The following is a 26,954-nucleotide window of genomic DNA, read 5'->3' on the forward strand; positions in this document are numbered from 1 at the left end:
TGAGCCATGAAAAGCATAAACAAAAACATACTCGTCACAGTTCTACTCTTAGTAAGTGTAGCTTTTACTTCCAATGCGCAAAGCATTGATGGATATTTTAATGTTTGCCCAAATACGCCTTACTACTACTTTGTTGAAATAGTGGGTGGATTTGGATACAAATGGACTGCTACTGGTGGTACCATCAATGGATCTTCCACGAGCCCAAGTGTAAGCGTCAACTGGAGTACGGCCGGTGGCAGCAAGCAAATTAAATTCAAATACTTTAAGCAAGGCCAGGGCTGGGTTACACTCACCCAGACCATTTACCTGCTTGCAGCAGGCAATATCAGCGGCAACCAGACCAAATGCCAGGGCAGCAGCGGTTCGGTATCGATAAGTGGCGCCATTACAGGCCCTTCCAACTGGCAGAAACAAACCTGGAATGGCAGCTCCTGGTCTTCCTGGGGCGATCTCTCCGGAACCAGCAACACTTACAGTTTCAGCAATATCCAGCAAACCACTCGCTTCAGAGCAGAATATGGCAATTGTAATATTTTTTCAAGCTACACCACGGTGACCGTCAATCCTACTACAGTAGGTGGTAGTATCAGTAACTCTGGTAGCGACACCGGATGTGGCAGCATCTCGACAACCCTGACTTTGAGTGGGCATACCGGAAGTGTACTGAAATGGCAAAAAACTACCAATGAAGGTATCTCGTGGACTAACATTACCAATACTTCTACTACCTACAATGTGTCTGGAGTCACACAGGCCACCATGTACAGGGCCCAGGTAAAAAGCGGATTATGTAGTTCTAAATACTCCTCAACCAAAACAGTCTATGTAAACCAGACTTCCATAGGAGGAACGATCTCTGGTGCGGGCAACCATTGCCAGAGCGGCAGTGGCACGCTCACCCTATCAGGCAAAAGAGGCAATGTGCAGAAATGGGAGAAAAAAGTAGGTTCTGGAGGCAGCTGGACCAATATCACCAATACTTCTACCACCCAAAGCTATAGCAATGTGACCACTGACACTTACTATCGCGCCTATGTGAAAAACGGTGTTTGCGGTGCGGTCTACTCCAACACGGTCATGGTCAACGTAGATGCACCTACTGTAGCGGGCTCGATATCAGGCAATATCTCGGTCTGCAACAGTGGGGATACCTGGTTGACCCTTTCCGGGCACACCGGCTCCATTATTGGCTGGGACAAATCGACAAACGGCGGCTCAAGCTGGACCGCTGTAGGCAGCACTTCTGCTACCATTACCGTGTCTCCGGTATCGGTGGCTACCGAATACCGAGCTATAGTAAAAAATGGGTATTGCAGCTATGCATATCCTTCAGCAGGGATCATCCCGGTGTATACACCCTCTGATGGTGGATCGGTCAGTGGTGGGACTACTGCCTGTGGCAGTGCCAGTGGCACACTCACACTTTCAGGCCATACAGGTGCGGTACAAAAATGGCAATTTCATACGTATGGTGGAAGCTGGACCGATATTGCAAATACAGCTGGCATGACCACCTACGACTACAGCAACAACAGTGTGGGTACTTATACCTATCGGGCCGAAGTGCAAAATTCCAATTGTACTTCGGATTATTCCACTACACAAGTAGTGACTGTCAACGCCGAGACCGTAGCCGGCATCACGAGAGTAACACAGGAAATCACACCAGGCAGTGGCGACGAAACCAGTATTTCTGTCTGTAAAACTACTAATGTGATTGCCTCTATCACTGACCAAGTAGGAAATGTGCTACATTGGGAAAGCAGTGGCGATGGGGGCAACAACTGGACGACCATTGCCAATACCACCACTACTTATTCCTTTTCTGCCTTTAATGACGTGCAGCTTAGGGCTTATGTTGAAAACGGCAACTGCCCCAATTATTCTGCAACCGCTACAGTCAATGTAGACAACCCAGCGGTAGCAGGGACCATCTCAGGAGGTGGCACCTTCTGTACTGGTGCCAACGGCACGCTTACCCTTTCTGGCCATACCGGGTCCGTAGTTTGGTGGTCTTATAGCGAAGATGGAGGTTCGAATTGGACCAATATCGCAAACTCGGCGTCACCAATCCTGGACTATAATAATCTAACAACCAACACCCAGTACAAAGCAACCGTACAGAATGGCGTATGCTTGCCTGCAGAAGCCACAGTTACCGTTGATATTAAATCCTCGGTGCCTGGCACACTAGCTATCGATAATGTTGTAGGCAACTCCTATGAAAAGTGCGGGAGCCTCGCTTCGGGGCTGCTCAGGGTTACAGGGGCTAATCGTAACATCAATAAGTTTGAAACTTCAACCGATTCAGTCAACTGGGCCACCTGGGGTGGAGAACTGGTACTGCCTCATTCGGGCAATGATTTTGGTGAAGACTCGGTGGATTACAGTGTCTACAACGAACGAAAATATTACCGCGCAGAAGTGCAACTCGATGATTGCCCTGTGGTCTATACCAATGCGGTGCAGATCGAATCAAGGCCCGACTCTGAGGCAGATACCATCCGACTGACTAACGGCACAACCCCTATCTACCTGGATCAGGGTATCGATACCCTGGAGGTGGCAGGCACTGCCGTTGGTGACAAGCAGTGGCAGTTTTATGATGGTAGTTCCTGGATCGACATGGCCAACAGAACAAATGATACTTTATCTTTTAATATAACAGATAGCATTAGCTACCGACTCAAGGCTACCAATTACTATTGCCCCTGGGATGTTTCTAATCCCATTCATATCGATGTGTGGAGTCGCGGTACCATCACAACGGCACAGTCGAGCGTGGCCTATGGTGAAGACATTCTGATAGATATTGACAATCTGGACGGAAAGATCATCGACTGGGAAGTATCTTTCGATGGCGGTACCAACTTTGAAGTACTAGACCCAAACTATGATACTCCCGATGTCGATGAGACTTATCCCTTCACCTTGCTGGAAGACACTAAGTTCAGAGCACTGCTGGACGTGACCGATTTGGGTACTTACTACTCTGATACAGTCACCGTTACTGTAAATGAAGTAGCTACACCAAAAACCAATTACGACCAGGTGAAACGAACCGCTGTACTGGAACCCATCACTGTGGAAGCTCAGATCCCACTAGGCACTGACACGACGCTGGTCAGCCAAGCCTATTTCGATGGACTGGGCCGGACTTTGCAGACGGTCACCAAAAGTGCCAGTCCTACCCAAAACGACCTGACACAGATCAATGTCTATGACCAGTATGGTCGTCAGCAAAAGCAGTATATGCCATATGCGACCAGTACCATGGCTACGCATCAGTTCAATATCTCTAAGCTACTGACCGAGCAGGCTGCTTTTTACAACAATGTCAATGATGATATAGCCGATAGTAATGTGCCTTTTTCTGAGGTGATATTCGAGGACTCTCCTTTGCAACGCATCACCGAAGCAGCTGCGCCGGGCGACAGTTGGAAGATCGGTAGCGGGCATACAGTAAAGTATGCCTACCGAACCAATGTGGCCAATGAAGTGCGCCAGTGGAAATCAGATGGTACGTCTGCAGGGTTTTACCCTGCAGACGTACTCTGGGTCTCAGAGGTTACCGACGAAAATGGTCATAAAACTCAATCTTTTAGCGATAAATCCGGAAGAACTGTAATGCAGCGTCGTGAGTTGGGCACCAATGATTGGGCCGTCACTACGCCGGTTTACGACCTGCTGGGTCGGATGAAATATACCATCTCACCCGAAGGCATGGAAGCCCTGGCCCCAACAGGGTCGGTGAGTCTCAGTGCCGCCTTTATCGACGACTGGGTGTTTACCTATGCCTATGACGATTTAGGCCGGGTCACAGAAAAGAAAGTACCGGGCGCCGAGGTGCAGTATTTTATCTATGACAACCTGGATCGGATCGTGCTAACCCAGGACGGTAATCTGAGGGCCGACGATCAATGGACGTATGTGAAATACGATCAGTTCAACCGAGTGGTGATGACCGGGTTGTATACCAACACGACGACAACTACGGCTGCCGGTATACAGGCACTATTGGATGCGGAAACTGCATATCACGAGGCGGACGCTACCACGAATCATGGTTATACCAATCTGGCCTTTCCTACCACAGGTATAGAAGTACTGACGGTCTCTTACTTTGATGACTATGATTTTGACAACAATGGCACAGCGGACTACAGCTATGTGGCCGAAAACTACACCGGCGAACCCACACCCTTTAGCCGTACCCGTGGGCTAAGCACTGGTGGCAAGGTCAGGATTCTGGGCGCCACTGACTGGCTGGCCAGTGTGGTTTTTTATGATAAATATGGGCGTGCCATCCAGGCACAAGGCCAGAACCACTTTGGGGGCACCGATAGGGCCACTACCCAATACGACTTTGCAGGAAGAGCCCTCAAATCCTGGCAGCGCCATCATACCGCTACCGACACCATACTGATCACCAATCGATTTGACTATGACCATGCGGGGCGTATCCTGGAGCAATACCAGCAACTGGACAGCGAAGCCGAGATCCTACTGTCCTCTTACAGCTACAATGACCTGGGTCAACTTATAGACAAGAAAATACACTCTACCGACAACGGCACCACCTTCGAGCAGAGCCTCGACTTCACCTACAACATCCGTGGGTGGCTCACTGCCTTGAATGATGCGGCCCTGACCGATGTAGAAACCGATAGTGGTAAAGATCTCTGGGGCATGGAGCTGGGCTATGAGCAAGCCATGACCGGAATGACCACCACCAAAGCCTACAACGGCAACATCAGCGGTGTGAAATGGAGCAGTGCGCAAGGAATGGGTGAAACCGATGAGAAGGGATATGCCTATGAATACGATAAAATGAATCGCTTCACCGCTGCACAGTACTACAATAAAGCCAGCAGTTGGGCTAGCGATGATGCCTTCTCAGTAGAGGCCATCAGCTATGATCACAACGGCAATATTGAGGCACTGGAGCGAAACCACTGGGATGGTACTACGCTGGACAGTCTTACTTATAGCTACAACGGCAACCAGCTACTCACCGTAGCCGATGCAGCCGTAGATTTGGGCTTTAAAGATGGGAATACTACCGGGGATGATTATCTTTATGACGCAAACGGCAACTTGACAGAAGACAAGAACAAGGGGCTGGACAGCATTGCTTATAATCATCTCAACCTGCCCGTGAAAGTAACCAAAGCAGACAGTACGTATCAAAGTTATACCTATACCGCTTCGGGTACCAAGCTGGCTGTAGCTTCGTATAGTAAAACTGATGTGTTGCTGGATCGCACCGATTACCTGGGCGCATTCCTCTACAAAGACAGTGTCTTACAAAGCATCCAACATGCCGACGGCCGTATCATCGCAACTCCCCTCCCTGGAGGGGCTGGGGGTGGGTTCGGCTACGAGCACCAATACCACATCAAAGACCACCAGGGCAACATCCGGCTCACCTTCACCACCGAGCCCAATACCTTCGAGTATCTGGCCACGATGGAAACTGCCCGGTCTACCGAAGAAGAGAGCTATTTTTCTAATATTGATGTGACTGGGGTCGTAGTTGCCAACTATGTCAATCATACAGACACTACGATAGTATCCTCGCCGAATCGTGCGATCCGTATCAACAATGCAGTGGACAACCCACAAAAGGTGATTGGTGCAGCCATCCCGCTGCAGGTATTCCCGGGTGACACGATCAAAGCGGAAGTGTTTGCCAAGTATGCAAACTTCTCTTCCACCAACGATGCGGCTATTGGTCAGATGGCAGGTTTTATGACGAGTGCGTTTGGCTTGCCGACCATCAATGGAGAGACCACCCAGGTATTTAGTTTTATGGAAGAGGCGGGCTTTTTAGGTCTGGCTGCCTGGAATGATGTAGATGAAACCGTGCCTCGAGCCTACCTCAATTACATCCTGATGGACAAGAACTTTGAGATGGTGGATTTTGGTTTTCAACAGGTGAGTGATGCAGCAGAGATTCCGGGTACCAATCCGACTGCTCACAGCCATGAAAAGCTAAGTTTTGATCTGCCCATCACCGAAGAAGGGTATATCTATCTCTATGTCTCGAACGAGAGCACCAACAATGCGGAGGTGTATTTTGATGATTTCAAAGTGACGCATACCGAGAGCAAGGTGGTACAGTCTAATGACTTCTATCCCTTTGGCCTGAACGCCGAATCTTTCTCAAGGACCTCTAACATCCCTAATAAGTTCCTCTACAACGCTGGGGCGGAGCTTAATGAGACTTCAGGCAATTACGAGACTTTCTATCGCCATTATGATCCTGTCCTAGGCAGGTTTAATGCAATTGATCCATTGGCGAGTCAGTTTGTTTCCTGGACTCCGTATCATTATGGTTATAGCAATCCAATTACATTTAATGATCCATTGGGGGACAAGGCGGCACCAACTTATGAATGGGCGCCAAGCGGAAGATTTGGTGGCGGTGGTAGCGGTCCTAACCGGAATTACAAGATCATTGGTGACCCATTCTTAGATGCACAGGAAGCTGCAGCAAAAAGGGATTTAGCTTCTGTAACTGGTGATTATTCTGCATCTAGTGAGGAAGATATTCGCAGGGATGCTAAAAATGGAAATGCGGCAGCAACCCAAGAATATGGAAGAAGGCATGGCGAACGCAAATGGACAGCAGAAAATGCATTTACAATAAGTCAGATATTTGGAATTAATGCTTTTGTAGATGCAGATGGAGGAATAAGTAATAACACCCTTGCACACAGTTACACTAGAGTGAATGGTGTGATTAATGGAGAAAGAACTTATCTAAACAGTTACAAAGTTTTTGATGCTATTAATAACTCAAATGGAGGAGGTGATGTAATTGAAGCTAATAGTGCTGTTGGGGTTTTACGCCTTTTACCTATAGCTATCGAAGGATTGGTCGAACTCGGAATAATTACAGGTGTAGCTGCAACCATTCTTCACGGAAATAACAAACAGAGCAAGAAACCAAATATTGTATATGAAATTTGGTCTTTCAATGTTCTTTCAGGTGAGTTTCAGACAAAGAAATACGGAGTATCTAGCAGGCGTGATTTCATAAGAAGAAACGGTAATCCTCGGCCTGAATATCAGGTTGTAGGTTTGAATGCTTTTGAGTTTACCTATGGAAGTGGAACGGAGTTATATGGGTACAATATTCTTTACAGAACTTCTACTAGAGAAGAAGCACTAGAACTTGAAAAGACGCTCGTGCGATTGCATAGAAGGGTGTATGGACCAACAAGTTTACCACTACAGAAATTACCAAAATGAAAAAATTGCCAATAACACTAGCTTTTAAAAATATTGGAACAACAAAGTTTGAGAACGAAGAAGCAAATTATGAAGCAAACTTTGTTTCAACCCTGTTTAGCGAAAATCTGGATGGCTCAAGGCTTCCTAAGTTAGATAGGATAACTGTAGAATTGCTTGATAGCTCTATTGATGTGAATATCATACCGCCAAACAAATTTGTAAATATTTGTCAGGTAAGGTGGTTTGTTGACATAAAGAAATACCAACTGCTTGACGAGAAGAAGGAGAAATATTCTTTCTTATTGGAAAGGTTAATGGAGGCACTTCTTTATGCGGCTAAAGAGCTTAATTGGAAATCAACAGACGCTTTAAAGGAATCAAAATCATCACTGATTAAGTCAAATTATACAAAAAAGCTTATTTTAATTAGAGAACAATCATCTCCAAATAAAAAGGATTTAGCTTTTGTGACACTTGAGTTTGGAGAGCTTGAAAATGTAGTTTCGCTGGAAATTAATAACAAACAGATAATTGAATTGTTCAAGTTATCGATTTTGGAATATGATTTCGGTGTTATTGCTAGAAAACTGCGCTGGATTTCCAATTCGAAAGTAGAAATTACTAATATGGATAATGAGATAATCTTTAGATATGATCTTTCCAATGAAAATCTCAAGATGTCAATAAACCCACAAGTAAATACAGAGGAATACATAAAGGATGAGCTGAAATTACTGGATGCCAAGACATCTAAAGAAGATTATGTAAGAATATCTAATAAGAGGCTTGCTGAGTGGAAGAAGTATAGGGTGCAGTAAATACCCATCTGGTCCAAGGTGTGCCGAGAAGTAAAGATGGGCTTGAATAATAAATAGTTCTTTACATGCTGTAATTGAGATGGAGGCTGGCCCCCCAACTGGTCCAAGAATAAAATAAGAAAACTGGCGCAAGTGTTTACTTGTGCCTTTTTCTTTGGCGAGAACAATATCAGGTGTGATTGGAGCCTCCGCTCGGTCTCCGCACGCGTTTAGCCTTTCGGCGTAACGCGTGCAATGTGTGCTAAGGTGATGAAATATTTTACCCTACAATACTGCAACTAGAGGGGTACCTCGGAGGTACCCCTCCCCACATCTGGCGCAAGTTTGCAACTTGTGCCCATAGAAACCGATCGGGCGCGTTTGCAACGCGTTTGTGGTAAATGGGATTTTTAATACAGAAACCAGCTGGCTCACATTTAGCTTTTTCGGCGTAACACGTGCAATGTGTGCTAAGGTGGTGAAATACTTCATCCCCCTCTAGGCGTAGAATAAAATAAATTCCTGTTACTAGGTGTATATTGTATCTACACCTTTTTATTTTGGCCTGGCTGATTGATATTGAGGCCTAGCTTGCAACTACACCTAGAGGGGCGTTCTTATGGTAATAGGAAGGTTGAAACAGACATAAGATCAAACTTATTAATGGATGGTAAGTCTAAATCAGAAGAGCCTTTTGATGATAGTACTTACTTGATTTTACCTGAATAAAAAATAAAATTGTATTAACTAAAAATTAGTCTTATGAAAAAACAATGTATGAAAGCATTTTTAGCTTTATTTTCTATTCTAATTTTTTTATCAATATTGTTTTGGGTTAAACAGAGAGATCAATCAAGAGAACTTGAAGATGTGAAGTCTAAATTGGATGAACGAAGAAAAAGGCGTGATAAAGAATTAGAAATTTATCAGAAATTAGAGGTAAAAAATTACGAGTATTCAGATAGAATCAAAGAGTTAGAAGAAGCTTTAAAAATTTGTCAAACCCACTAGGCTTAGAATCCCGCTGGTCCTCCGTTTGAGCCCAACTGGACCAAGAATAAAATAAGAAAAACTGGCACAAGTTGCAAACTTGCGCCGGTTGGGACCGAGTGCTTGTTAGTGTTTTCACTCACAAGCGCGGAAGAAGCATGGCATTTGAGCAGTCATTGTTTCTTCACTAGTTAATTCTCAAAAATCTTTGAATTTGCCTCTTCCTGCTCCTCTATCCTCTCAGTCCGTTTAGACTGTAATGGTCCCCATGCATTTTTCTATAGTACTATCGCATTTTCTCGTGGTACAAATACATTTCTTAGCGGTACAATCACGTTTCCAAGCGATACAATCACACTTTCTAGTGACACAAATGCATTTTCCCATGACACAAACGCGTTTTTTGTGGCGTCCTGAAAAAAGTTGACGGATCAAACCACCTCCAGCTTTTGCTCAATCCAAAACCTGATATCAATGGCATCTAAGGCACTGTTGCTGATCGTTTCTTTGTTTTCAACAAACAGTTGATTGAGTAGTCTTTGGAATGCTTGTTTTTGTTCGGATTCAGGAGTGTCAGAGATGCTGTGGAAAAAATTCAGGCATATTTTCTCAAAAGAGGTATAGCGCTTATTCTTTTTGAAGTATCTCTTATGACTTTCTAGTGCATATTTAATGAATACAAGATTGCCCAGCTCGAAGTGAATCATCAGGTGGAGTATCCTGGCATAAGAGGCCAGGGCCGACCAGGATTCCTTCTTGTAATCCATCAACTGATTGACCCATTGAAGCGCTTGGGAATATTCTGCATTTAAGAAATAAATATTGGCGAACTGGTACCAAAAAAGAACCCTGTAATCTTCCGGGATGGCGGACTGATTTTGGTCCATATAGACCTGAACTTCCTTGATCAGCTCACAGCCTAATTTGGCTTCTTTTTTATCCCGGTATACCTCGAGCTCCAGGTTGTAAGATCTGCATACCGTTCGGACGGAGAACTTGTTGTTTCTTTTAAGCTTATAGGTGACCGGAATATTTCTGATTTGAGCCAACAACTTAATGGCCTCCTGCCATCTTTTCTGGAAAAGCAATAGAGAAGCTTTATTACCCAAAGAGGTAGCATAAACGCCTGGCTCTTCTATGATTTTATCCGGATGAGTTTCCAATAATGAGATAATGTCACTGATGCGTTCCTCGGCGTCATCTGGTTGCGAATTGATTAAAAAGTAGCCGTACAGCACATGGTTATGTAAAATTTTAGCTGTCAGCGTTTCCGGATTATTTTCAATGATCAACGCATGATTCATCAAATCCTTCTCGTTGTCTGGCTGAAACCGAAAACTAGAGACGTCTGCTAGCAAATCCCAGTAGTTGTTGATCTTTTGCACTTCATTGATCGTTGTCCCTTGTTTTTGTACCGTTTCTTTAAACTGGTCATGGTTTGGGCCGAACCTTGTGGTAAAAACGCGACGCTGCCATTCATATATACTGACCAAAGCTGTGAAATTTTCCGTCTTTTTTGCTAACACCTCGGCCTTAGCCAAATGATTCAGGCAATGATCAAACAGCTCCTTGCTGAAAAGAATCTCTGCATTGAGCAATAGGTTTCCAATTTCTGCGTCCTTGGAAATCTTTTCGTGATAATTTCTCAGGCTTTTGAGTATGAGTTGCTGTAGATAACTCTTAGTGACAGCCAAATGGGAATGAAAAGTCTCGCCCTGGGTCGGTTCCAACACTTTGGCTTCGCTATATTCCTCCAGATTTTCAATAATCTCAAATAACTTCAGGTAGTTGGAATTCCCTTTTTGGAGTCCACAAAACAACTTGAAGTATCGTTTTTCGGTTTGACTGAGTGACTTAATCAACTTGAATAAGTTGGCTTTCTTTTGCATGATGAAATTTAATAAAATCTAATACAAAATTAGATTTATATCTGCTGATTAAGTTTTAAATCACTTTATATAAAAATTTGAATATTAATAAATTGAAATTATTGACTTTATTAAATTCTATCAGAAGGATATGTTTGTATCAAATAATTTTAGTTGTTCAAAAAAATAATACTATGGCAAATTCAATCAACTGGTTTGAGATACCATCAAAAAATTTCGATAGGGCTTGTAAGTTTTACAGTCAAATTTTGGATGGAGAAGTGCAGGTAACTGATATGGGTGGTGAAATGCTGATGGGCATGTTACCCAATTTCTCACAAGGCGAAGGAGTCGGGGGCCACATCAGCTCCAACCCTGATATCCAACCATCAGACAACGGACTCATGGTTTACCTAAACGGAGGCGATGATCTGCAAGTCATTCTTGACAAAGTTGTTCCGGCCGGCGGTGAAATTCTTATGCCCAAAACAGCCTCGCCTGGAGGCGACATGGCCATCTTCAAAGACTCAGAAGGCAACAGAATGGCCCTGCACAATATGTAAACCCACATCTCAGGCAGGAAATAGTACAGTGCTTCTTCCTGCCTGATTTTCTACTAATACTCCTTAACTATTTGATTATCAATTGAAAATGAAAATGTAAAATTTTCCAACAGCACACCTGTGTCCAATATATTGGACTTTCTAAAAGGAAAACCATCAAAGAACCTGAAGCAATCCCCAAATGACAGTGGGAGAATTGCCGAACTAATGAAAATGGGAGTGGAATTTCAGGTCCATTCAATTGACCTCATTGGAGTGGAAAATGCTGTTACACCTGTGTCACGATAGGAGGTAGTATTGCAGGTAAAAGCCAGTATTCCTTGTTTGATATCGCTCAACGCAAAATAAAACGTCAGTGTTTCTTTTTCGATACCCAACTTTTCCCAAAAGTCAGTTAATGACCAGGCAAGTAAAAAGAGTGGATGTCCTTATTGGTCAAATGATATCGCAAGCGCCAATGATACTTGCGATATCATCCAGTTATAGATTACTGTAAAACATGCCCACCTGAATGATTCAAAACAGTACCGGTCATGAATTCAGCGAGGTCAGACGCCGCCATTACCGCCACCTTCGCGGTTTCGGAACCTTGAGTTAACCTGCGAAGCGGAACTTTCTCCTCCACTGTGGCTTGCATTTCCTGCCGGGAAAGGCCTATGTTCGCTCCCATCGTTCCAAACGTGTAATCGATAGTAGGCGATTCGGTCATGGCTTCGGATCGGATACAGACAACCCGTATGCCTTCCGGGCTCCATTCATTGGCCAGCGTCATAGTCAATGCTTCGGTAGCCGCATGAGAGGCCGTCAAAGCCGTTGTCCAGGCAGGGGCTATCTTCGACAGCGTAGATGTGATGAATAAAATGACACCGCTTTTCTGTGCAGACATAAACCTGTAGGCAGCCTTAGCAGTGATAAATTGTGTGGCCGTGGCTGTTTTCATAGGAATAAGCAATTGCTCCATAGATACATCGACGGCTGGTTTACCGTGATTGTATGCGGCAGGATTAGAGCCACTCAAGTTGATCACAATGTCAATGGTTTGCTCCTTTTCAGCTATTGATTGCATGTAGGAAGCAATGGCACCTTCATCCAGAGCATCTACTTTTTCAATGCTTGCGGCATCGGCTATATCCGAAATTTTGGAAATATTCACATCAGATAAATACGTTTTGGCACCGTGGTCAATAAAAGACAAGGCGACTTGTTTTCCTAAATTGCCAGCAGCACCAAATACTACAGCTGTTTTGTTTTCAAGTAATCGATTCTTCATTTTGTTTAATTAAAAGGTTAAATAATCAGATTCAGTTCTGAGTTTTCAAGAACTGATTGTAATATGCAACCAGTACGAATTTGATTTAAACTAGTTGCATAATGCAATTAGTATTTTTGGGAAAGGATATGGAAGGAGAATCACTTGGAATAAAATAATTACCGTTTCGCGAAAAATAAGCTCCTCACTCATCATGAGCTGTGTCGCGAGTTTTATAAAATACTAGATCAACTGGATTGCGAATTGATAAAGTGAAAGGACATCTGTCACCAGTACAAAAAGACGACCTTTTCAGCTATAGGCATAGATGCTCGCTCAATGCGCTAACTGCTTCATTCGTACCAAATACATAGAGAATGTCCCCTTGAGAAATCACCTCATCTGGCTTGATTTTGGAAATGAATTTATCTTCTCTCTTAATGGCAATCACATTGATATCAAAATTTTCTCTCAAATTGGACTTGCGCAAGGTCTTTCCCACTATTTTGTTGGCACTTTGAATAACCGGCAGACTCACGAAGGTCGCATCAGGAATATCCAAATGTACTCCCTTTTGACGAGCAGCCAGATGTCCGGCATTTCGGAACATATCGTAGTTCTGAGACCTTATGAGGTCTGTGAACTCCTGAATTTGCTGGATAGGAATGAGATACTTCAGAAGCACCTTGGAAAATATTTCTACAGAGGTTTCAAACTCCTCAGGTATCACTTCATCTGCTCCTACTTGTAAATTTTCTTCGATCTCTGTTACAAATCGTGTCCTTACAATAATATAAACCGTTTTAGAGAGCGTTCGAATTTGGGAAACAATCTTTTTTGTCGCCCTGGGATCAGATATAGCAATTACAACCACACGTGCTTTATGTACAAACAGGTGCGTGAGAATAGTTTCTTCCGTAGCATCACCAAAATAAATGTGTTCGCCGTCCGCCTTAGCCTTTCTTACCGTTTCGGCATTGAGCTCTACTATGACGTGCGGGATGTCAGTATTGTCAGCAGCTCGAGCCAGGTTTTTCCCATTGATGCCATATCCAATTATGACGAGATGGTCACTTAACTCTTTCGACGGTGATGTACCCTGGTTGTGAGCCATGGTTTTTGGCTCCAGGTGCTTAGCTCCGGGTACCTTTACCAGCAAATCAGTCAGCTGATGTGCAAACTTGAAAAGTACAGGGGTCAAGGCCATCGACATGATTGAGGTCGCAAGAAAATATTGATAAATAGTCTCTGGCAACAAGCTGTATTGCATGCCGGTATTAGCCAATATAAAAGCAAACTCACCAATCTGGAAAATACTTAGCGCCGTAAGAATAACTGTACGCAAAGGATATCGTAGTGCAATCACTGCAATTCCAATCACACCAGATTTAGTTACTATAACAGCAAAGGTCATAAGAAGCACCTGGAGAAAATTATTTAAAAGGAATTGGATATCAAGCAGCATCCCAATGGAAACAAAGAAGAAGCTGATGAAAATCTCGCGGAAAGGAAGAATATTGGCGGTAGCCTGATGGCTGTAATCCGATTCGGAAATAATCATGCCAGCAAAAAAAGCTCCTAAGGCCAGAGAAAGACCGATTGAAGAGGTTAGCCAGGCTGTTGCAAAACAAATAACGATAGTGGTAAGAATGAATAATTCACGACTCCTGGTTTGTACCACCTGTCTGAAAATAAATGGAACCACATAATTCGCCAATACAATGATTAATAGCACCAGCCCAACCACTTTAACCAGTAAGAGTGCCAGAGTCATTAATGTGTTATCCGACTGGCCAGCCAATATAGGAACGAACAACATCATGGGTACCACAATAATGTCCTGGAAGATTAGTATCGCGACGGAAAGCAATCCGTGAGGAGCTGTAATTTCTCCATTGGCCTGTAAGAGATTTAATACAATGGCCGTACTGCTCAAAGAAAAAAGAAAACCAATAAAGACAGCTTGTGGCCAGCTTAGTCCAATAAAATGAGAGGCCAGCGCTGTAACTAATGTGGTCAATCCGACCTGAATGACACCTCCCAGTAAGACGGCTTTTTTAATAGTTGCGAGTCTTTTGAGGGAAAACTCAATACCAATGACAAACAAAAGGAATATCACTCCAATTTCAGATAAAAGCTCAACTTCACGTCTGGCTTCGATCAGGCTCAGACCATAGGGGCCGACCACCACACCTGTGACCAGAAAACCAATGATAGGAGGTAATTTGACCTTTTGAAACAACAGGATAATCAGAACTGAAGACCCTAAAATGATTACGATATCTGGTATCAATGGTAAATGCATCCGATGTTCAAGTTAGTTATTTCGCTACTGAACTTTCGGGAATCGTTGTTTCATTCAAAACTTACATCGTAACAGGCCACTTAGTCTCACAAAACGAATGAATTTATTCGCAAGATTGAGCCAAAAGGGCAACTATGAATTGTCGCTACTTTTTACTCAATAGAGACTCATAATCGGCGAGTTTTGGATCGTTGTTTTGGGTAGCGTATGATACAGCCATTTTAAAATTTTTCACTGCTAGTTTTCGGTCACCTTTACTGCGATACGCCTCACCCAGTCCGGCGTGCATTTTTGCCAAATATTTTGGATCGGGATACTTCTGGATACCTCTATTAAAATACGTAATAGCATTTACCACATCACCATATTTCAGATAGAACTGAGCCAATCGATTTTGCCAATAGGCAGAGGCATAGCGTTTGGTGTCCAGCACATCAGCAAATTCTTTCATGAAAAGATCGAAGGAAGAGAAGTTATCTTCCTTCCAGGCCATCCAGATGAGGGTGTTTTTGGTGGAATTGTCAATTTCAGTGTCCTGATCGAACCGTTCACCTCTTTGTCGGAAATATTCCCTGAGATAAGGGATTCCACCTTTTTGGTGAAAATCATCGATACTGGCATAGACTATAGAACCATAATTGTGATAGTAGAACCTTAGTCCATGATACATCGACAAATAAGGCAGGGACTCATGGGTTTCTTCATTGAACTTTCTATACTCCCATGTGAGATTTGCAAAATTTTGCTCAGTGAGATCTTTAGCAAAATTGTTTGAATATCGAACGGTATAAATGTCCTTATCTGAATTGGCCATAAATAGATATTTGGGTTTTTGATCGTTCGAATATTTATTAAACGATTCAACCATTTTTTCGTCCATTGATCCTCCATTGGAGACTATAGCGCCGGTAAATGGTGATGATTCGCGAATGATCAACTCCGAAGCTAAAAATGCGCTATTTTCCCAGCCAAATAGTACCCTATCCTGATTAGTTCTATAGGTCTGATCAACATAGCTCACCAGTTCTTTCTTGATAAAAGAGGCATATTCATCCCACTTATTATTGAGAATGCTGTCATGAACCTGACGGCTTTTCATATCTACACCCACTATAATCATCTCTGGAAGTACATTTTCCCCTCTTAAGGTTTTCTGAATGGCTATCCCATTAAGATAAAACCACTGACCATCAAGGATGTAAAGCACCGGATACTTTTTATCTCCTTTTTCATAATTGTCGGGTAGGTAGACTTGAATTTGTTGATCACTTGCCAGCGATTCAGATTGAATATTTTTGGTTTGACCAAGAAACGGCTGTGACCAAAGGAGATGAAGAGAATTGACAGACAATAGAAGGGTTAATATATATGCTTTCATGGGGTAAATTATTTTGGCAATTTAAGCCATTCAAACCCCGGATGATTCTCTTTCTTCTAGCTTAACAAAAGCTTAACAAAACCAGTTGATACCAGAATAGCAGCTATTATTCTGGTCGGGAAGGATAAGTTTCAGTTGCCAATTTAGAAGGGGAGAGATTGTAGTATTCTTTTACTTGATTGTAATCCGAAAGGTCGATCACTGTTCTTGCATTCGTAAATTGACCGGGAACTACTACAATACGAGTCACCCAGTTATCCGCGTAGGCCGCTCCTAGTCCATCGAGCATCGCCGTACCGTCCAGAAAGACATTTGCATCGAATTTTATAAAATCATAGTTGTAGTGCAAGATGCCATCATCAAAATTGAGCGTTTGAGGTAGCGCTCTCCAAATTTCTACGTCATCCTTAATCTCCCATAAAAAGTACACCATCATCACATCCGAATACAAAAGACTCTTCACCATTTGTTCCATCACTTCCGGGTATACCTTCAGGATCCAGACAACTAGCTAGAATACTCCAACAATAAACGGGAGTGATTTTAAGATTTTCATAAGTGGTCTCTTTTGATGGTTGAGCTATCCTAAGTAAAACCGCTGCTAAAAAATAAAAATATGGCTCCTGAACATGCGGAATCGCCGAAAAAATCTGTTGTTTGTAGCTTGGCTAAAGGCAGATAAAAGTTATCTTCAACATGCCTTCTTCGAAAGTACGGTGATTTTGATATAATGAACTTTATATGCCAGATTCAAAAGAAAAATGGAATACCAAATACAGCTCTAAATCTTCTTTTTCGACAGAGCCCGACCAATTTCTTGTGGATCAAGTTGCGCTTCTAAAAGAAGGAAGTGTATTGGATTTTGCATGTGGTACCGGTCGCAATTCTATATGGTTGGCGAAAATGGGATTTGAGGTGACTGGTGCAGATATTTCTGATATAGGGCTGCTCCGGCTGAAAGTTTCAGCCAAAGAAAGTCATGTTGTAATCAGAACTCTGGAAGTTGATTTGACCAATGAACTCAAGCTGGAAAATCTCGGCCCTTGTGACAACATAATTATCAATATGTACAAGCCTTCACAAGAGATTTTATTAATGCTGCCCAAGCTTTTAAATGAAGGTGGGGTATTGTTGATATGCACACACAATTGGAAACAAGTGGAAGCAGGGAAATTCAAAAAAGAGTTTTGTTTGATGCCTAACGAGCTGATAGATATAAAATGGGAAATGAAATTGGTAAAACATTCCACCTTTGAATTGGATTCAGGGTTTTACGATGGTTATGTCTTTTCGAAATGACGTTTGACTGTCTTAATCAAAGAAAATAATAAACAATGAAACAATCCATAGTTCACATCGCATTGGTGGTCAAAGACTACGATGAAGCCATCGCATTTTACACCAAAAAATTGAATTTTGAATTGATAGAAGATACTTATCAACCTGAGCAAGACAAACGATGGGTGGTGGTATCACCACCTGGATCGGTAGGAACTACCATATTGCTTGCACGAGCATCTAAGCCCTTACAAGAAGAGTTTGTTGGGAATCAAGCCGGTGGCCGAGTGTTTCTCTTCCTAAATACAGATGATTTTTGGAGAGATTATAATAACATGGTTTCGAAAGGAATTGAGTTCGTAAGAGAGCCCAAAGAAGCCGATTATGGAATAGTTGCTGTGTTCAAAGATTTGTATGGAAATCTATGGGATTTGTTGGAGCTAAATGCTGATCATCCGATAGCTAAGCGAATAAATAAATAGAAGTCTCACAAATTAGATAAAATGAAGAGCATACTGCTGAAAGCGATAGCCTTGTTGATTGCCACAATGATTGCAATAGGAATGTTGATCAATTTTGAATATACACAAGGTTTTCAAGTTAGCGTTCATGACGCTTATATTGTCGTAAGTCCGATAGTACTAGGAATAGTGTTCTGGATTTATTTGTCATTTTTGTATTTCTTAATCAATGGATTTTTTAAGGGATTCAAATCAAAACAAACTCTTTGGCCAATTGTCGTAACCAATATATTGATCATAATTTCATTGGTGTATTTTGCATCTGTATCCTTTTCCGTTCTGGCCGTAAGCTCCATCTTTCACCCAACTAAGAGTCAGGAAATTTCAAGTCAAATTAATTACTCACTTGTCTTGTGGGCTATTCCTATATTGGGATTGCTAATTTTTGAGATATTTCTGGTAAAGAAGGTCATTAGAATTTGATAATATGACCAATCCAAAAATGCTGTTCACCGATGGAAGTGTGGATGCACTACTTAAAATAGGATATGGGGCTTACATGTTTGTAGACGAAGATGAACTGCCAATTGATCCAAAGGGAGTTCAGGTAAAAGTGAAAAGATTTGAAGACACGTCTTCAACGAAATTGGAACTTCAAACATTAATTTGGGCCTTAACCGAAATTCGACCAGCTGGCAAAAAGGTAATTGTATATACTGATTCTCAAAACATCATTGGATTGCCCGCTAGACGCGATCAACTCGAAAAAAATGATTACCATTCCAGAAGAAATGAGCTCCTCAACAATCATGAGCTGTATCGTGAGTTATTTAAAATAATGGACCGAATGGATTGTCAATTGATAAAAGTAAAGGGGCACCTGTCATCCAGCCAAAAAGGAGATATTGACAAGTTATTTGCACGGGTTGATCGAGCCTCAAGAAAAGCATTGAGAGAAACGAATAAATGACTTTCAGGATAGTCCACCTGAACCCGGCAATCCATATTTACTGTAACTTTTACATCCCTAGACTTCCAACATTCTTGATCTCACAACGTTATATCCATACTATAATAGAAATAAGTATGGAAATAAAGAAAGCAGAGGGGCCTGAAATTAAAGTGGCCTATAGGATTAGAAACAATAAGTTTTTCGCATTTTTTGTAGATCATATCATAGAATCAAAATCAAGAAAGCATATGTTGTCAGCACTTCTCAGAATCGCTAGAGATAAGTTCGGTTCGCGGGTAAAGCTGAAAGCCTATGAAATTTCATAATATCCAGCATACAAGCTTTAGAATCCCTGTATTTATCCTCAGTTGACTTTCAATGAGGAGAAAAATAGCCACCTGCAGAGAAACAGGTAGCTATTGACTGAAAATTGGATTTTATCTTTTGTTTATGATGATTCGTTTTCTCAACATCAGGTTTTCGCTCGACCATTGCAAAATATAGATACCGGTATTTATTTTTTCTGTATCTATTGAAAACTGATGATGTCCTTCTGCGGGTATGCCCAATTTATATTGATCTACGATCATTCCACTTAGGTCAATGAGTTTGAACGATACACTTTCCCGTTGTTTTAAATAGAATTGTACCTTCACATCGGCTCCGTTAGAGGGGTTTGGATACACGCTCCATGCTGTGTGCGAACCATCTTCTGAAATGGAGTTCAGCACATCTTCTTTACGCAAGTTTCTGGACGATGCATTCGACCAGTCATTGTCATACCATCCTTCTCCGCATCTGTATAAGTCAGCAGTCTGACTACTCCCACTATCGTTAAATACAAGATTGGTACAAGTGGCTTCCGGCAAAGTATAGCTATACCATCCACCACCATCGTCAATCATGACTGGTCCCGGCCAGTTCGAACTACCGGCACCGGAAGGCGTGACATTCCAGTAGTGCATGTTAGCTCCGTTCCAACTGGTTGGTTTTTTGAAATGAATGGTCAGACCGGCGGACGGTTGGGGTTTTTCGTCATACCAAATTCCGCCTTCATACCATCCTTCACCACATCGGTTCAAATCGGCAGTTTGCGAACTACCATTGTTGCTGAAAATGATATTTGAACAGTCCGCACCCAATAGTGTATGCGCATACCAGCCATCACCCTCATCGGTCATAGTTATACCTGGCCATCCGATGGTTTGTCCGGAAGGAGTCACATTCCAATAGTACATGGAAGGGTTTGAATAACCTTCTGGTTTGAAATGTACGGTAAGGCCGGAGGGAGCAGGGTTGAAATTGAATACGCCTGTTTGTATTTCCGATGCCGCATTTTGATTATCGATGGCAATTACCTTTAGCGTAGCATCATGCGAAATCGTAATGGGATCTGAATAGACGGCTGAGCCAGCCGAAGGCATGCTTCCATCCAAGGTATAATAAATGGCGGGATTTGGGTCCGTATCATCTGAAGCGATGACTTCTACGCTGACTACATCGCCAATAATGAAACTACCACCGCCTGGGCTCATACTTAATGCAGGAGGTTGGTTAACCGTGATTCTTGGATCTGTGTCAGACCAACTACCATTTTCAAACCATCCGTCTTTGTCTCTGAAGAGATCGGCAGTTTTAGAACCACCATTATCATTGAACAGCAAGTTGCTGCTCGCGACACCTACAAAATCAAAACGATACCAATCGTCGCCTTCGGCTACCATAAATGGGCCAGGCCAGCTACTTTCAGCAAGCGAACCGGCAGGTTGAGAATTCCAATGGTGTATGTTGGTAGAATTGGCACCACTGGTTTGTTTGTAGTAGACAGAAAAACCACCCACATCACCGATTGTATAAGCGGCTGAAACTATATTGGAATGATTGCCTTGTGCATCTACCGCCAGGGCCTTTAGCGTAGAAGATGTGGAAATGGTAATGGGATCTGCGTAACTCGTACTACCGGTATTAGGATTGCTGCCATCGGTGGTAAAGTAGATGGTGGTAGGGTCGTTTTGCGAACTGGCAGATAGTGCCACACTTACCGGGTTCGAATACACACCGGCATCCGGACTTATTGTTACCACCGGATTACCTCCTCCTACACCGGGTTGGAAAAAACCGGATCCATTGCCACCGATCATACCAGGACCATTCAATACATACAATCCTGCTGAGCCAGACTCAACGAAAAAGCTGATCGATCCATTGTTTACACTAATTTCTGCCCCGGTTACCGCATCTCTGTATATGCCGTTAGTCATTCCGTTGAATGTGAAATTAGATCCACCATCCTTAGATAGGCCTACGGCCACTTCGCTATCGTTGTGTTTTCTTACATATCCGATAGCATTTCCTCCGTGATTGCCGTCCCACCTCCAGGATCCTTTTTGTAGTGCTGGTATCTCACGTCTCATGGCATTCAGTTTTTTGAGATGCTGATAGAGGGTGTGATTTGGAGCATCGGCAAATTGATCTCCATAATAGGCCCTGCCGGTCAAATTAATTGATTTTTCGATGCCCGATGCATCATGAATATCCGCATACTCACCTTTCATGAACTGGATTTCAGTGCCGTAATATACCACCGGTATTCCACGCCAGGTGAACATGAAATTCATGCATGCCGCCAGGTTCTCTTCGGAGCCGCCGTATCTTCGATTCCAATCATTGTTTGGACCAAAATCGTGATTGTCCAACCAGAGCAGGTTGGTAGAAGGGTCAGCGTACAAATGATCATATCTGGCGGCAGCAGTCACCCCGGAAAAACCTTGCCCTTCTTCAAAAATATTGTGAAAAGTGGCTTCTGCGTAGAAATCCAGTATGGCAATCTCGGAGTCTTCCGAATTATTCACTTCCCCTCTCCAGGTATACCAGTGCGGATTTATTTCTTCTACATTGTGCAATTCATGCCTCAATTGGGCCACCTCACCAAATATGAAAAGATCAGGATTGACTGCGTGAAAAGCGTCTTTGAAATAGAGCACATCTTCCTTACTCATGTGTTTCATGGTGTCCCATCTGAAGGCATCCACACCCATATTAATGAAAGTGGTATAAGCGGCTACGAGATAGTCACGCAGCACTTGGCTTCCCGTGTTAAAATCAGGCGTATCGCCAGCCAGGGCACGGTTGTACAGGTTTTCAGTGTCATCCCATCCTTGAGCAAATCCGTTGCCCGAATGGTGATACCAATCGATGGAAGTGTTGTCAACGTAAGACTGCGTCGATGGCCAGTTGTATGCGGACAAGTCATTGCTATAGGGTGGAGGCAAATTCGGAAGATTGGCTCTACTCCATATTTTACCATCGTCCGGATTCGGTGTCAGGCCGTCATATTCCCAGTCAGGGTTGGGTTGCAATGGATTCCCATTGCTGTCTTGTCCCCAGGGTTGGGAAGGGTCCGTGTTGTATTTGATCTCTGCCAATCCCTTCACTCCAAATCTTCCTGAATGGTTGGTGACTATGTCTAGGACTATTTTCATGCCTCGGGCATGTACTGCATCGATCAGATCCTGAAAAGTGGCTCCCGGAGATTCCAGCCTGGGATCCACTTTCGTGAAATCATAGGCATGATAGCCGTGATAATCCAGAGGGCTCCAGTTTTGGACAATTGGCGTTATCCATATTGCGGTAAAGCCGAGATCCTGAATGTAGTCCAGTTTTTGAATCAGCCCCTTGAAATCTCCTCTCCAGGTCACATCATTGGGGTCCGTGATATTAGGATTTACATTTGGGTCAGGGTGATACGAACTCCACTCGTTGGGAACATTATTAGATGGGTCACCATCAAAAAAACGAGTGGTCAATAAAAAATAGATGCTTTCTTCCCGAAAGTCTTGCTGGGCATGCGCTGCCATTGGAAGCAAATAAATGCTTGCCATGAGGCATGCCGTTAGGTAGATTGTTTTCATGTAGTTTGTTTTTGATCGTTGATATACTTGAGCTAGTTTTCCACCTCTGGATTAATTGCTCAAAACATCTGCACAAAGTAGAGACCCCGCCGTTCAGAATCGCTTCACTTTATAAAACGGGAGAAATACGCCGTGCTCCTTTACCTTAGTTTATAATTTGACACCTTTAATTCATAAATAACTTATTGTTAATCAATTGTTTACAAACAATGAGCCAACAATTTGTGAGATATGAGCCGCAGGAATAAAAAGGGTTTGTCAAAAAAAATGCACGGTATCAAATGAAAGTGGTACGCTGCGTAAGGGCTCTGGGTCCGATTTTATTACAAGATCGTTGTTCAGATCTTGCCTATCATGTGAATTAGTATCACACGGCCTGTTAGTCTCAAGGATATCTCGACCAATTTTACTTTCTGATTAAGTTTATCATCGCTGCGGCGCAGGAGCGACAGCCACAATAGTTCTGAATACTCCGGGTTGTTTTGGTTAACTTAGATGCTGGTAAAAGTCTCGCAAGAAAATTTTCTGATACAATGGGTTTAAGAGGAAAAATCACCTGTCCTTGTTGTGGATATAAGACCTTATCGGAAGCACGAGTATATGAAATTTGCTCCATCTGCTTTTGGGAAGACGATCCCTATCAGAGAGATCGTGTAAAAGAGACTGGTGCAAACAATGTGAGTTTGGCAGAAGGACAAGTCAATTACATGGGATTCGGAGCGTGTGATAGAGAAAGAGTTCCATACGTACGAACCCCTAATGCTCAGGATTCGAAAGGAGAGGATTGGGTAAAGTATTAGATGACATCGGCCTCGTTTATTAAAAAGAACCGGATACTCATCTGGATGAACCTAGTGAAAGGCTGAAACCGTCCATACCATGCCAGTTCCGTCAGAGGCGACAATGAGTTTGACACAAATGCCGAGAATTTGGATAAATTTTAATTAGGTTACCTTGGTTTCACGGTACGAATCCGGCTGATTAAGAAGTTTCAACGTATAATAAATAAAGATAAAATGCTAATCAACCATCATGGGTGAACTGCTCGACAAACAAAATAAATATTTCCTCCACAATGAGGAGATGCTCCTGGAAAAGTATGAAGGGCAGTTTATTGTGATACATGACGAGCAGGTAGCTGACTCATTCGGTTCTGAACGCGATGCCTATGTCTATAGCGTCAAACACTTCCAGATTGGTACTTTTCTGATACGGGAAGTTACGTCCAAGCGGACTTTGGACAGCTAGCTGTTCATCCTTTGAATAATCACGTGTTTCTAAGAAACCTTAATTTGGCCTGGTTGCGTACTCCGCAGTAGCCAATTTTGAAGGAGAAAGGTCGTAATATTCCCTGACCTGATTGTAATCTAACAAATCGATGGCTGTCCTTCCGCTAGCAAACTGACCAGGAACCACTACAATACGGGCCACCCAGTTGTCTGTGTAGGCTGCACCAAGTCCATCTAGATTTACGGTACCATCCAGGAATATATTGGCGTCAAATTTTGTAAAATCGTAGTTATAATGAAGAAGGCCATCTTCAAAATAAAGTGTTTGCGGTAGGGCTCTCCAAATTTCAATGTCATCCTTGATCTCCCATAAGAGATAAACCAATATCACATCAGAATCCAGCATGGTAAAGTCGGTAGGCAAATTCAAAAGCACGCTGTAATCGGTAGCAGTGAAGCTAAATTCATATTCAAATACAAATGACTCTTCACCATTGGTACCATCTATTCCATCGAGCCCATCTCTTCCGGGCAGGCCTTCAAGGCCCTGAGGACCTATGCAGCTGGTAAAAATAATTCCAATGACCAATAGAAGTGATTTTAGACTTTTCATAGATAGCAACATTTGATTTGTAAACCATCCTAAGTAAAAATGATGCCAAATTTTTTTTAAAGGGTGTTGATCAGCGCTCAAATACCGGAATAATGCGGTAACTTAAGTAGTGCCAAAAGGGGATTAGTATTGCCTCTTAGCGTGTGTAGTCTTTCGAAACGGTCCGGAAGGATGCAAGCTCGAGTATTGCAAAATCGATATGGAGAGATACAAGATTCTGCTCATGCTTTTTCTTTTATTCAAAAAAATATCTAGCCATACACAATACATATATTGACCACAAGTTTGAAGATAAAATGAAATAATTAATTCAACTTTGATCGTTCGATTCAACTATCAACACAGCAGACTTTTATCATTTTATGAAGCCTTTCACTCAATACACAAAAAGCGGTCGTATCAACATAGCATACCAGGTTTTTGGTTCGGGTCCGGTGGATCTGGTGTACATTCCCGGGTGGGTTTCTAATATCGACTGGATGTGGGCATGCCCCGAATTGGTAGATTTCTTACAGGAGTTGGGCAAAATATCGAGGGTAATTCTGTTTGACAAGCGTGGAACAGGACTTTCCGACCGTGTGGTAGAGCTTTCTACACTGGAGGAAAGAATGGATGACATTCGAGCTGTAATGGATGCGGTAGGTTCGGAAAAAGCCATATTGTTCGGACATTCCGAAGGGGGGTCAGTTTCGGCCCTATTCGCTGCCACCTATCCAAACCGGACCATTTCCTTGATCACATTTGGGGTATTTGCCAAGCGGAGATACGCTCCGGATTACCCATGGGCACCTACCGACGAAGAACGGCAGGCAGTCTACGACATGATCGAAAATAGCTGGGGCAGCGGGGAGATGGGTCTGGAGTCACTCGCTCCATCCAAGGCCAATGACAAGATATTTATGGACTGGCTGGCTAATTATTTTCGGTCGGGAGCCAGTCCAAGTGCAGCCATGGTGCTTACCAAGATGAACACCCAGGTGGATATCATTGATATATTAAGCTCCATAAAAGTACCCACCTTACTCATGCAGCGCACCCACGATGTGGATGTGAAAATTGAGGAGGGGCATTTTATCGCTGAGCGAATAAAGGGGGCAAAGTTTGTTGAGTTTCATGGTAATGATCATCTCTTTTGGGTTGGAAACACAGAAGAGGTATTGGAAGAAATGAAGGCTTTCATTTTAGACGGGAAGCCGGCAAAAGTTTATGAGGAACGACTTTACACCATCGTTGCTGCCCGAATCCTGCCCTCAGGTACTGATCATATGGACCCTCGAGGACTGATTAGTCAATTTGTTACTCAGTATAGAGGGAAAATTGTTCAATACGATAATGAATCTTTTATCGCCACCTTTGAAGGCCCCAGTAAGGCCGTTCATTGCAGTATCGATCTCATGGATGCCATCCGAAGTCTGAATATTCAATTAGCCATTGGTGTTCACATCAGGGAAGGTGCTATAGATAAGGCTCACTTTATAAGTGGTGAAACACAAGTTTTCACAGATTCGATGCTTCAAATATCCACACCGAATCAAGTCCTCATTACACAGACAGTAAAACATCTGTTGTTGGGGACCGGATTGACTTTTGTTCATAGGGAGGACGTATTCAAGTCCATGTCAGGAGAGCTGCTTTCTCTTTATCAGGTGATAGATGATTCAAGATCAACGGCTCCATTGGATAATTATTCACAGAAACAATTCGCGCAGAATGATTCTTTTCTGGAAAATGTATTGCAATGTATAGACGATCATTTGAGTAGTGAGTCCTTTGGAGTCGAAATGCTTTGCAGGGAAATGGGTATCAGTGAGCGCCAGTTGCAACGCAAACTCAAAGCCATAACGAACAAATCACCAAACCAGTTGATTTCATCGGTACGCTTGCATCGGGCTAAGGAACTGCTACATGACCGCGAGTACAACATTAATGAAATCGCCTTTCAAACTGGATTCTCTAGCCCTTCTTATTTCTCAAAATGTTTCAAAAAGGAGTTCAGCATAAGCCCTTCAGATCTTCTTCAAATCCAAGATTAGCCCCCATTTGTCGGAAATATGTCCTTCTGTCGGTTTTGTAGCATAGCCCTGTCGGAAATGTTAAGAAGATCGCCGGATTTGTGAT

The 26,954-nt window shown here is 42.9% G+C and carries 20 protein-coding genes; 13 read left to right on the forward strand and 7 right to left on the reverse strand.

Annotated features, from left to right (window positions below):
* Positions 1–6 precede the first annotated feature (6 nt).
* The 3 genes from ABJD64_RS00335 to ABJD64_RS00345 all read left to right on the forward strand — a co-directional run bounded on the left by ABJD64_RS00335 (position 7) and on the right by ABJD64_RS00345 (position 9,050).
* Positions 7–7,260, forward strand: a complete 7,254-nt coding sequence (locus tag ABJD64_RS00335) for a DUF6443 domain-containing protein (protein ID WP_348182049.1) — start codon at positions 7–9, stop codon at positions 7,258–7,260.
* Positions 7,257–8,060 (forward strand): hypothetical protein, encoded by an 804-nt coding sequence (locus ABJD64_RS00340; protein ID WP_348182050.1) that lies wholly within the window; start codon positions 7,257–7,259, stop codon positions 8,058–8,060. Before ABJD64_RS00335 ends, ABJD64_RS00340 begins: the two co-directional genes overlap by 4 nt.
* A 756-nt stretch (positions 8,061–8,816) precedes the next feature.
* Positions 8,817–9,050, forward strand: a complete 234-nt coding sequence (locus tag ABJD64_RS00345) for a hypothetical protein (protein WP_348182051.1) — start codon at positions 8,817–8,819, stop codon at positions 9,048–9,050.
* A gap of 410 nt (positions 9,051–9,460) precedes the next feature.
* Here the strand turns inward: ABJD64_RS00345 and ABJD64_RS00350 are convergent, their stop codons facing one another.
* Complete coding sequence (locus tag ABJD64_RS00350) at positions 9,461–10,918, reverse strand: hypothetical protein (RefSeq protein ID WP_348182052.1); 1,458 nt, start codon at positions 10,916–10,918, stop codon at positions 9,461–9,463.
* 173 nt (positions 10,919–11,091) lie between these two features.
* Between ABJD64_RS00350 and ABJD64_RS00355 the strand changes: the two genes are divergently transcribed.
* On the forward strand, positions 11,092–11,460 hold the full coding sequence (locus ABJD64_RS00355; RefSeq protein ID WP_348182053.1) for a VOC family protein: 369 nt from the start codon (positions 11,092–11,094) through the stop codon (positions 11,458–11,460).
* A 120-nt stretch (positions 11,461–11,580) separates the two neighbouring features.
* The gene (locus ABJD64_RS00360) at positions 11,581–11,748 is read left to right on the forward strand and encodes a hypothetical protein (RefSeq protein ID WP_348182054.1); all 168 of its coding nucleotides are present in this window, start codon (positions 11,581–11,583) and stop codon (positions 11,746–11,748) included.
* A 199-nt stretch (positions 11,749–11,947) separates the two neighbouring features.
* Here ABJD64_RS00360 and ABJD64_RS00365 read toward each other — a convergent pair whose 3' ends face one another.
* The 4 genes from ABJD64_RS00365 to ABJD64_RS00380 all read right to left on the reverse strand — a co-directional run bounded on the left by ABJD64_RS00365 (position 11,948) and on the right by ABJD64_RS00380 (position 16,867).
* Positions 11,948–12,730, reverse strand: coding sequence for an SDR family oxidoreductase (locus tag ABJD64_RS00365; RefSeq protein ID WP_348182055.1), 783 nt, complete (start codon positions 12,728–12,730; stop codon positions 11,948–11,950).
* 295 nt (positions 12,731–13,025) lie between these two features.
* Positions 13,026–15,014: a cation:proton antiporter gene (locus ABJD64_RS00370; RefSeq protein WP_348182056.1), complete on the reverse strand. Its 1,989-nt coding sequence runs from the start codon at positions 15,012–15,014 to the stop codon at positions 13,026–13,028.
* 145 nt (positions 15,015–15,159) lie between these two features.
* On the reverse strand, positions 15,160–16,392 hold the full coding sequence (locus ABJD64_RS00375) for an alpha/beta hydrolase-fold protein (RefSeq protein WP_348182057.1): 1,233 nt from the start codon (positions 16,390–16,392) through the stop codon (positions 15,160–15,162).
* Positions 16,393–16,498: 106 nt separating this feature from the next.
* On the reverse strand, positions 16,499–16,867 hold the full coding sequence (locus ABJD64_RS00380) for a hypothetical protein (RefSeq protein ID WP_348182058.1): 369 nt from the start codon (positions 16,865–16,867) through the stop codon (positions 16,499–16,501).
* Positions 16,868–17,133: 266 nt separating this feature from the next.
* On the opposite strand from ABJD64_RS00380, the gene ABJD64_RS00385 reads away from it, so the two are divergent.
* From ABJD64_RS00385 to ABJD64_RS00405, 5 genes are all read left to right on the forward strand, one after another.
* Entirely contained in the window at positions 17,134–17,691 is a 558-nt protein-coding gene (locus tag ABJD64_RS00385; RefSeq protein ID WP_348182059.1) for a class I SAM-dependent methyltransferase, read from the forward strand.
* 35 nt (positions 17,692–17,726) lie between these two features.
* On the forward strand, positions 17,727–18,152 hold the full coding sequence (locus ABJD64_RS00390) for a VOC family protein (RefSeq protein ID WP_348182060.1): 426 nt from the start codon (positions 17,727–17,729) through the stop codon (positions 18,150–18,152).
* A 21-nt stretch (positions 18,153–18,173) separates the two neighbouring features.
* A complete protein-coding gene (locus tag ABJD64_RS00395; RefSeq protein WP_348182061.1) occupies positions 18,174–18,614 on the forward strand; it encodes a hypothetical protein in 441 nt (146 codons plus the stop codon).
* Between the two features lie 4 nt (positions 18,615–18,618).
* Positions 18,619–19,101: an RNase H family protein gene (locus ABJD64_RS00400; protein WP_348182062.1), complete on the forward strand. Its 483-nt coding sequence runs from the start codon at positions 18,619–18,621 to the stop codon at positions 19,099–19,101.
* Positions 19,102–19,217: 116 nt separating this feature from the next.
* Positions 19,218–19,409, forward strand: a complete 192-nt coding sequence (locus tag ABJD64_RS00405; RefSeq protein WP_348182063.1) for a hypothetical protein — start codon at positions 19,218–19,220, stop codon at positions 19,407–19,409.
* A 111-nt stretch (positions 19,410–19,520) separates the two neighbouring features.
* Here ABJD64_RS00405 and ABJD64_RS00410 read toward each other — a convergent pair whose 3' ends face one another.
* The gene (locus ABJD64_RS00410) at positions 19,521–22,994 is read right to left on the reverse strand and encodes a starch-binding protein (RefSeq protein ID WP_348182064.1); all 3,474 of its coding nucleotides are present in this window, start codon (positions 22,992–22,994) and stop codon (positions 19,521–19,523) included.
* 533 nt (positions 22,995–23,527) lie between these two features.
* Between ABJD64_RS00410 and ABJD64_RS00415 the strand changes: the two genes are divergently transcribed.
* Both ABJD64_RS00415 and ABJD64_RS00420 read left to right on the forward strand, forming a co-directional pair.
* A complete protein-coding gene (locus ABJD64_RS00415) occupies positions 23,528–23,794 on the forward strand; it encodes a CPCC family cysteine-rich protein (protein WP_348182065.1) in 267 nt (88 codons plus the stop codon).
* A 232-nt stretch (positions 23,795–24,026) separates the two neighbouring features.
* Positions 24,027–24,242, forward strand: coding sequence for a hypothetical protein (locus tag ABJD64_RS00420; RefSeq protein ID WP_348182066.1), 216 nt, complete (start codon positions 24,027–24,029; stop codon positions 24,240–24,242).
* A 39-nt stretch (positions 24,243–24,281) separates the two neighbouring features.
* On the opposite strand, the gene ABJD64_RS00425 is transcribed toward ABJD64_RS00420, so the two are convergent.
* Complete coding sequence (locus tag ABJD64_RS00425; protein ID WP_348182068.1) at positions 24,282–24,836, reverse strand: hypothetical protein; 555 nt, start codon at positions 24,834–24,836, stop codon at positions 24,282–24,284.
* A 362-nt stretch (positions 24,837–25,198) separates the two neighbouring features.
* On the opposite strand from ABJD64_RS00425, the gene ABJD64_RS00430 reads away from it, so the two are divergent.
* Positions 25,199–26,869 carry an alpha/beta fold hydrolase gene (locus ABJD64_RS00430; protein WP_348182069.1) on the forward strand — a complete coding sequence of 557 codons (1,671 nt, stop codon included), beginning with the start codon at positions 25,199–25,201 and terminating at the stop codon, positions 26,867–26,869.
* Positions 26,870–26,954: the final 85 nt, after the last annotated feature.

The sequence above is a fragment of the Reichenbachiella sp. genome, from assembly GCF_039944555.1.
Taxonomy (GTDB): domain Bacteria; phylum Bacteroidota; class Bacteroidia; order Cytophagales; family Cyclobacteriaceae; genus Reichenbachiella.

Excerpts from the sequence above, each read along its gene's own strand:
- ABJD64_RS00335 (WP_348182049.1), top strand. The coding sequence starts at position 7 with ATGAAAAGCATAAACAAAAACATACTCGTCACAGTTCTACTCTTAGTA.
- ABJD64_RS00340 (WP_348182050.1), top strand. The coding sequence starts at position 7,257 with ATGAAAAAATTGCCAATAACACTAGCTTTTAAAAATATTGGAACAACA.
- ABJD64_RS00345 (WP_348182051.1), top strand. The coding sequence starts at position 8,817 with ATGAAAGCATTTTTAGCTTTATTTTCTATTCTAATTTTTTTATCAATA.
- ABJD64_RS00350 (WP_348182052.1), bottom strand. The coding sequence starts at position 10,918 with ATGCAAAAGAAAGCCAACTTATTCAAGTTGATTAAGTCACTCAGTCAA.
- ABJD64_RS00355 (WP_348182053.1), top strand. The coding sequence starts at position 11,092 with ATGGCAAATTCAATCAACTGGTTTGAGATACCATCAAAAAATTTCGAT.
- ABJD64_RS00365 (WP_348182055.1), bottom strand. The coding sequence starts at position 12,730 with ATGAAGAATCGATTACTTGAAAACAAAACAGCTGTAGTATTTGGTGCT.
- ABJD64_RS00370 (WP_348182056.1), bottom strand. The coding sequence starts at position 15,014 with ATGCATTTACCATTGATACCAGATATCGTAATCATTTTAGGGTCTTCA.
- ABJD64_RS00375 (WP_348182057.1), bottom strand. The coding sequence starts at position 16,392 with ATGAAAGCATATATATTAACCCTTCTATTGTCTGTCAATTCTCTTCAT.
- ABJD64_RS00380 (WP_348182058.1), bottom strand. The coding sequence starts at position 16,867 with ATGGAACAAATGGTGAAGAGTCTTTTGTATTCGGATGTGATGATGGTG.
- ABJD64_RS00385 (WP_348182059.1), top strand. The coding sequence starts at position 17,134 with ATGCCAGATTCAAAAGAAAAATGGAATACCAAATACAGCTCTAAATCT.
- ABJD64_RS00390 (WP_348182060.1), top strand. The coding sequence starts at position 17,727 with ATGAAACAATCCATAGTTCACATCGCATTGGTGGTCAAAGACTACGAT.
- ABJD64_RS00395 (WP_348182061.1), top strand. The coding sequence starts at position 18,174 with ATGAAGAGCATACTGCTGAAAGCGATAGCCTTGTTGATTGCCACAATG.
- ABJD64_RS00400 (WP_348182062.1), top strand. The coding sequence starts at position 18,619 with ATGACCAATCCAAAAATGCTGTTCACCGATGGAAGTGTGGATGCACTA.
- ABJD64_RS00405 (WP_348182063.1), top strand. The coding sequence starts at position 19,218 with ATGGAAATAAAGAAAGCAGAGGGGCCTGAAATTAAAGTGGCCTATAGG.
- ABJD64_RS00410 (WP_348182064.1), bottom strand. The coding sequence starts at position 22,994 with ATGAAAACAATCTACCTAACGGCATGCCTCATGGCAAGCATTTATTTG.
- ABJD64_RS00415 (WP_348182065.1), top strand. The coding sequence starts at position 23,528 with ATGGGTTTAAGAGGAAAAATCACCTGTCCTTGTTGTGGATATAAGACC.
- ABJD64_RS00420 (WP_348182066.1), top strand. The coding sequence starts at position 24,027 with ATGGGTGAACTGCTCGACAAACAAAATAAATATTTCCTCCACAATGAG.
- ABJD64_RS00425 (WP_348182068.1), bottom strand. The coding sequence starts at position 24,836 with ATGAAAAGTCTAAAATCACTTCTATTGGTCATTGGAATTATTTTTACC.
- ABJD64_RS00430 (WP_348182069.1), top strand. The coding sequence starts at position 25,199 with ATGAAGCCTTTCACTCAATACACAAAAAGCGGTCGTATCAACATAGCA.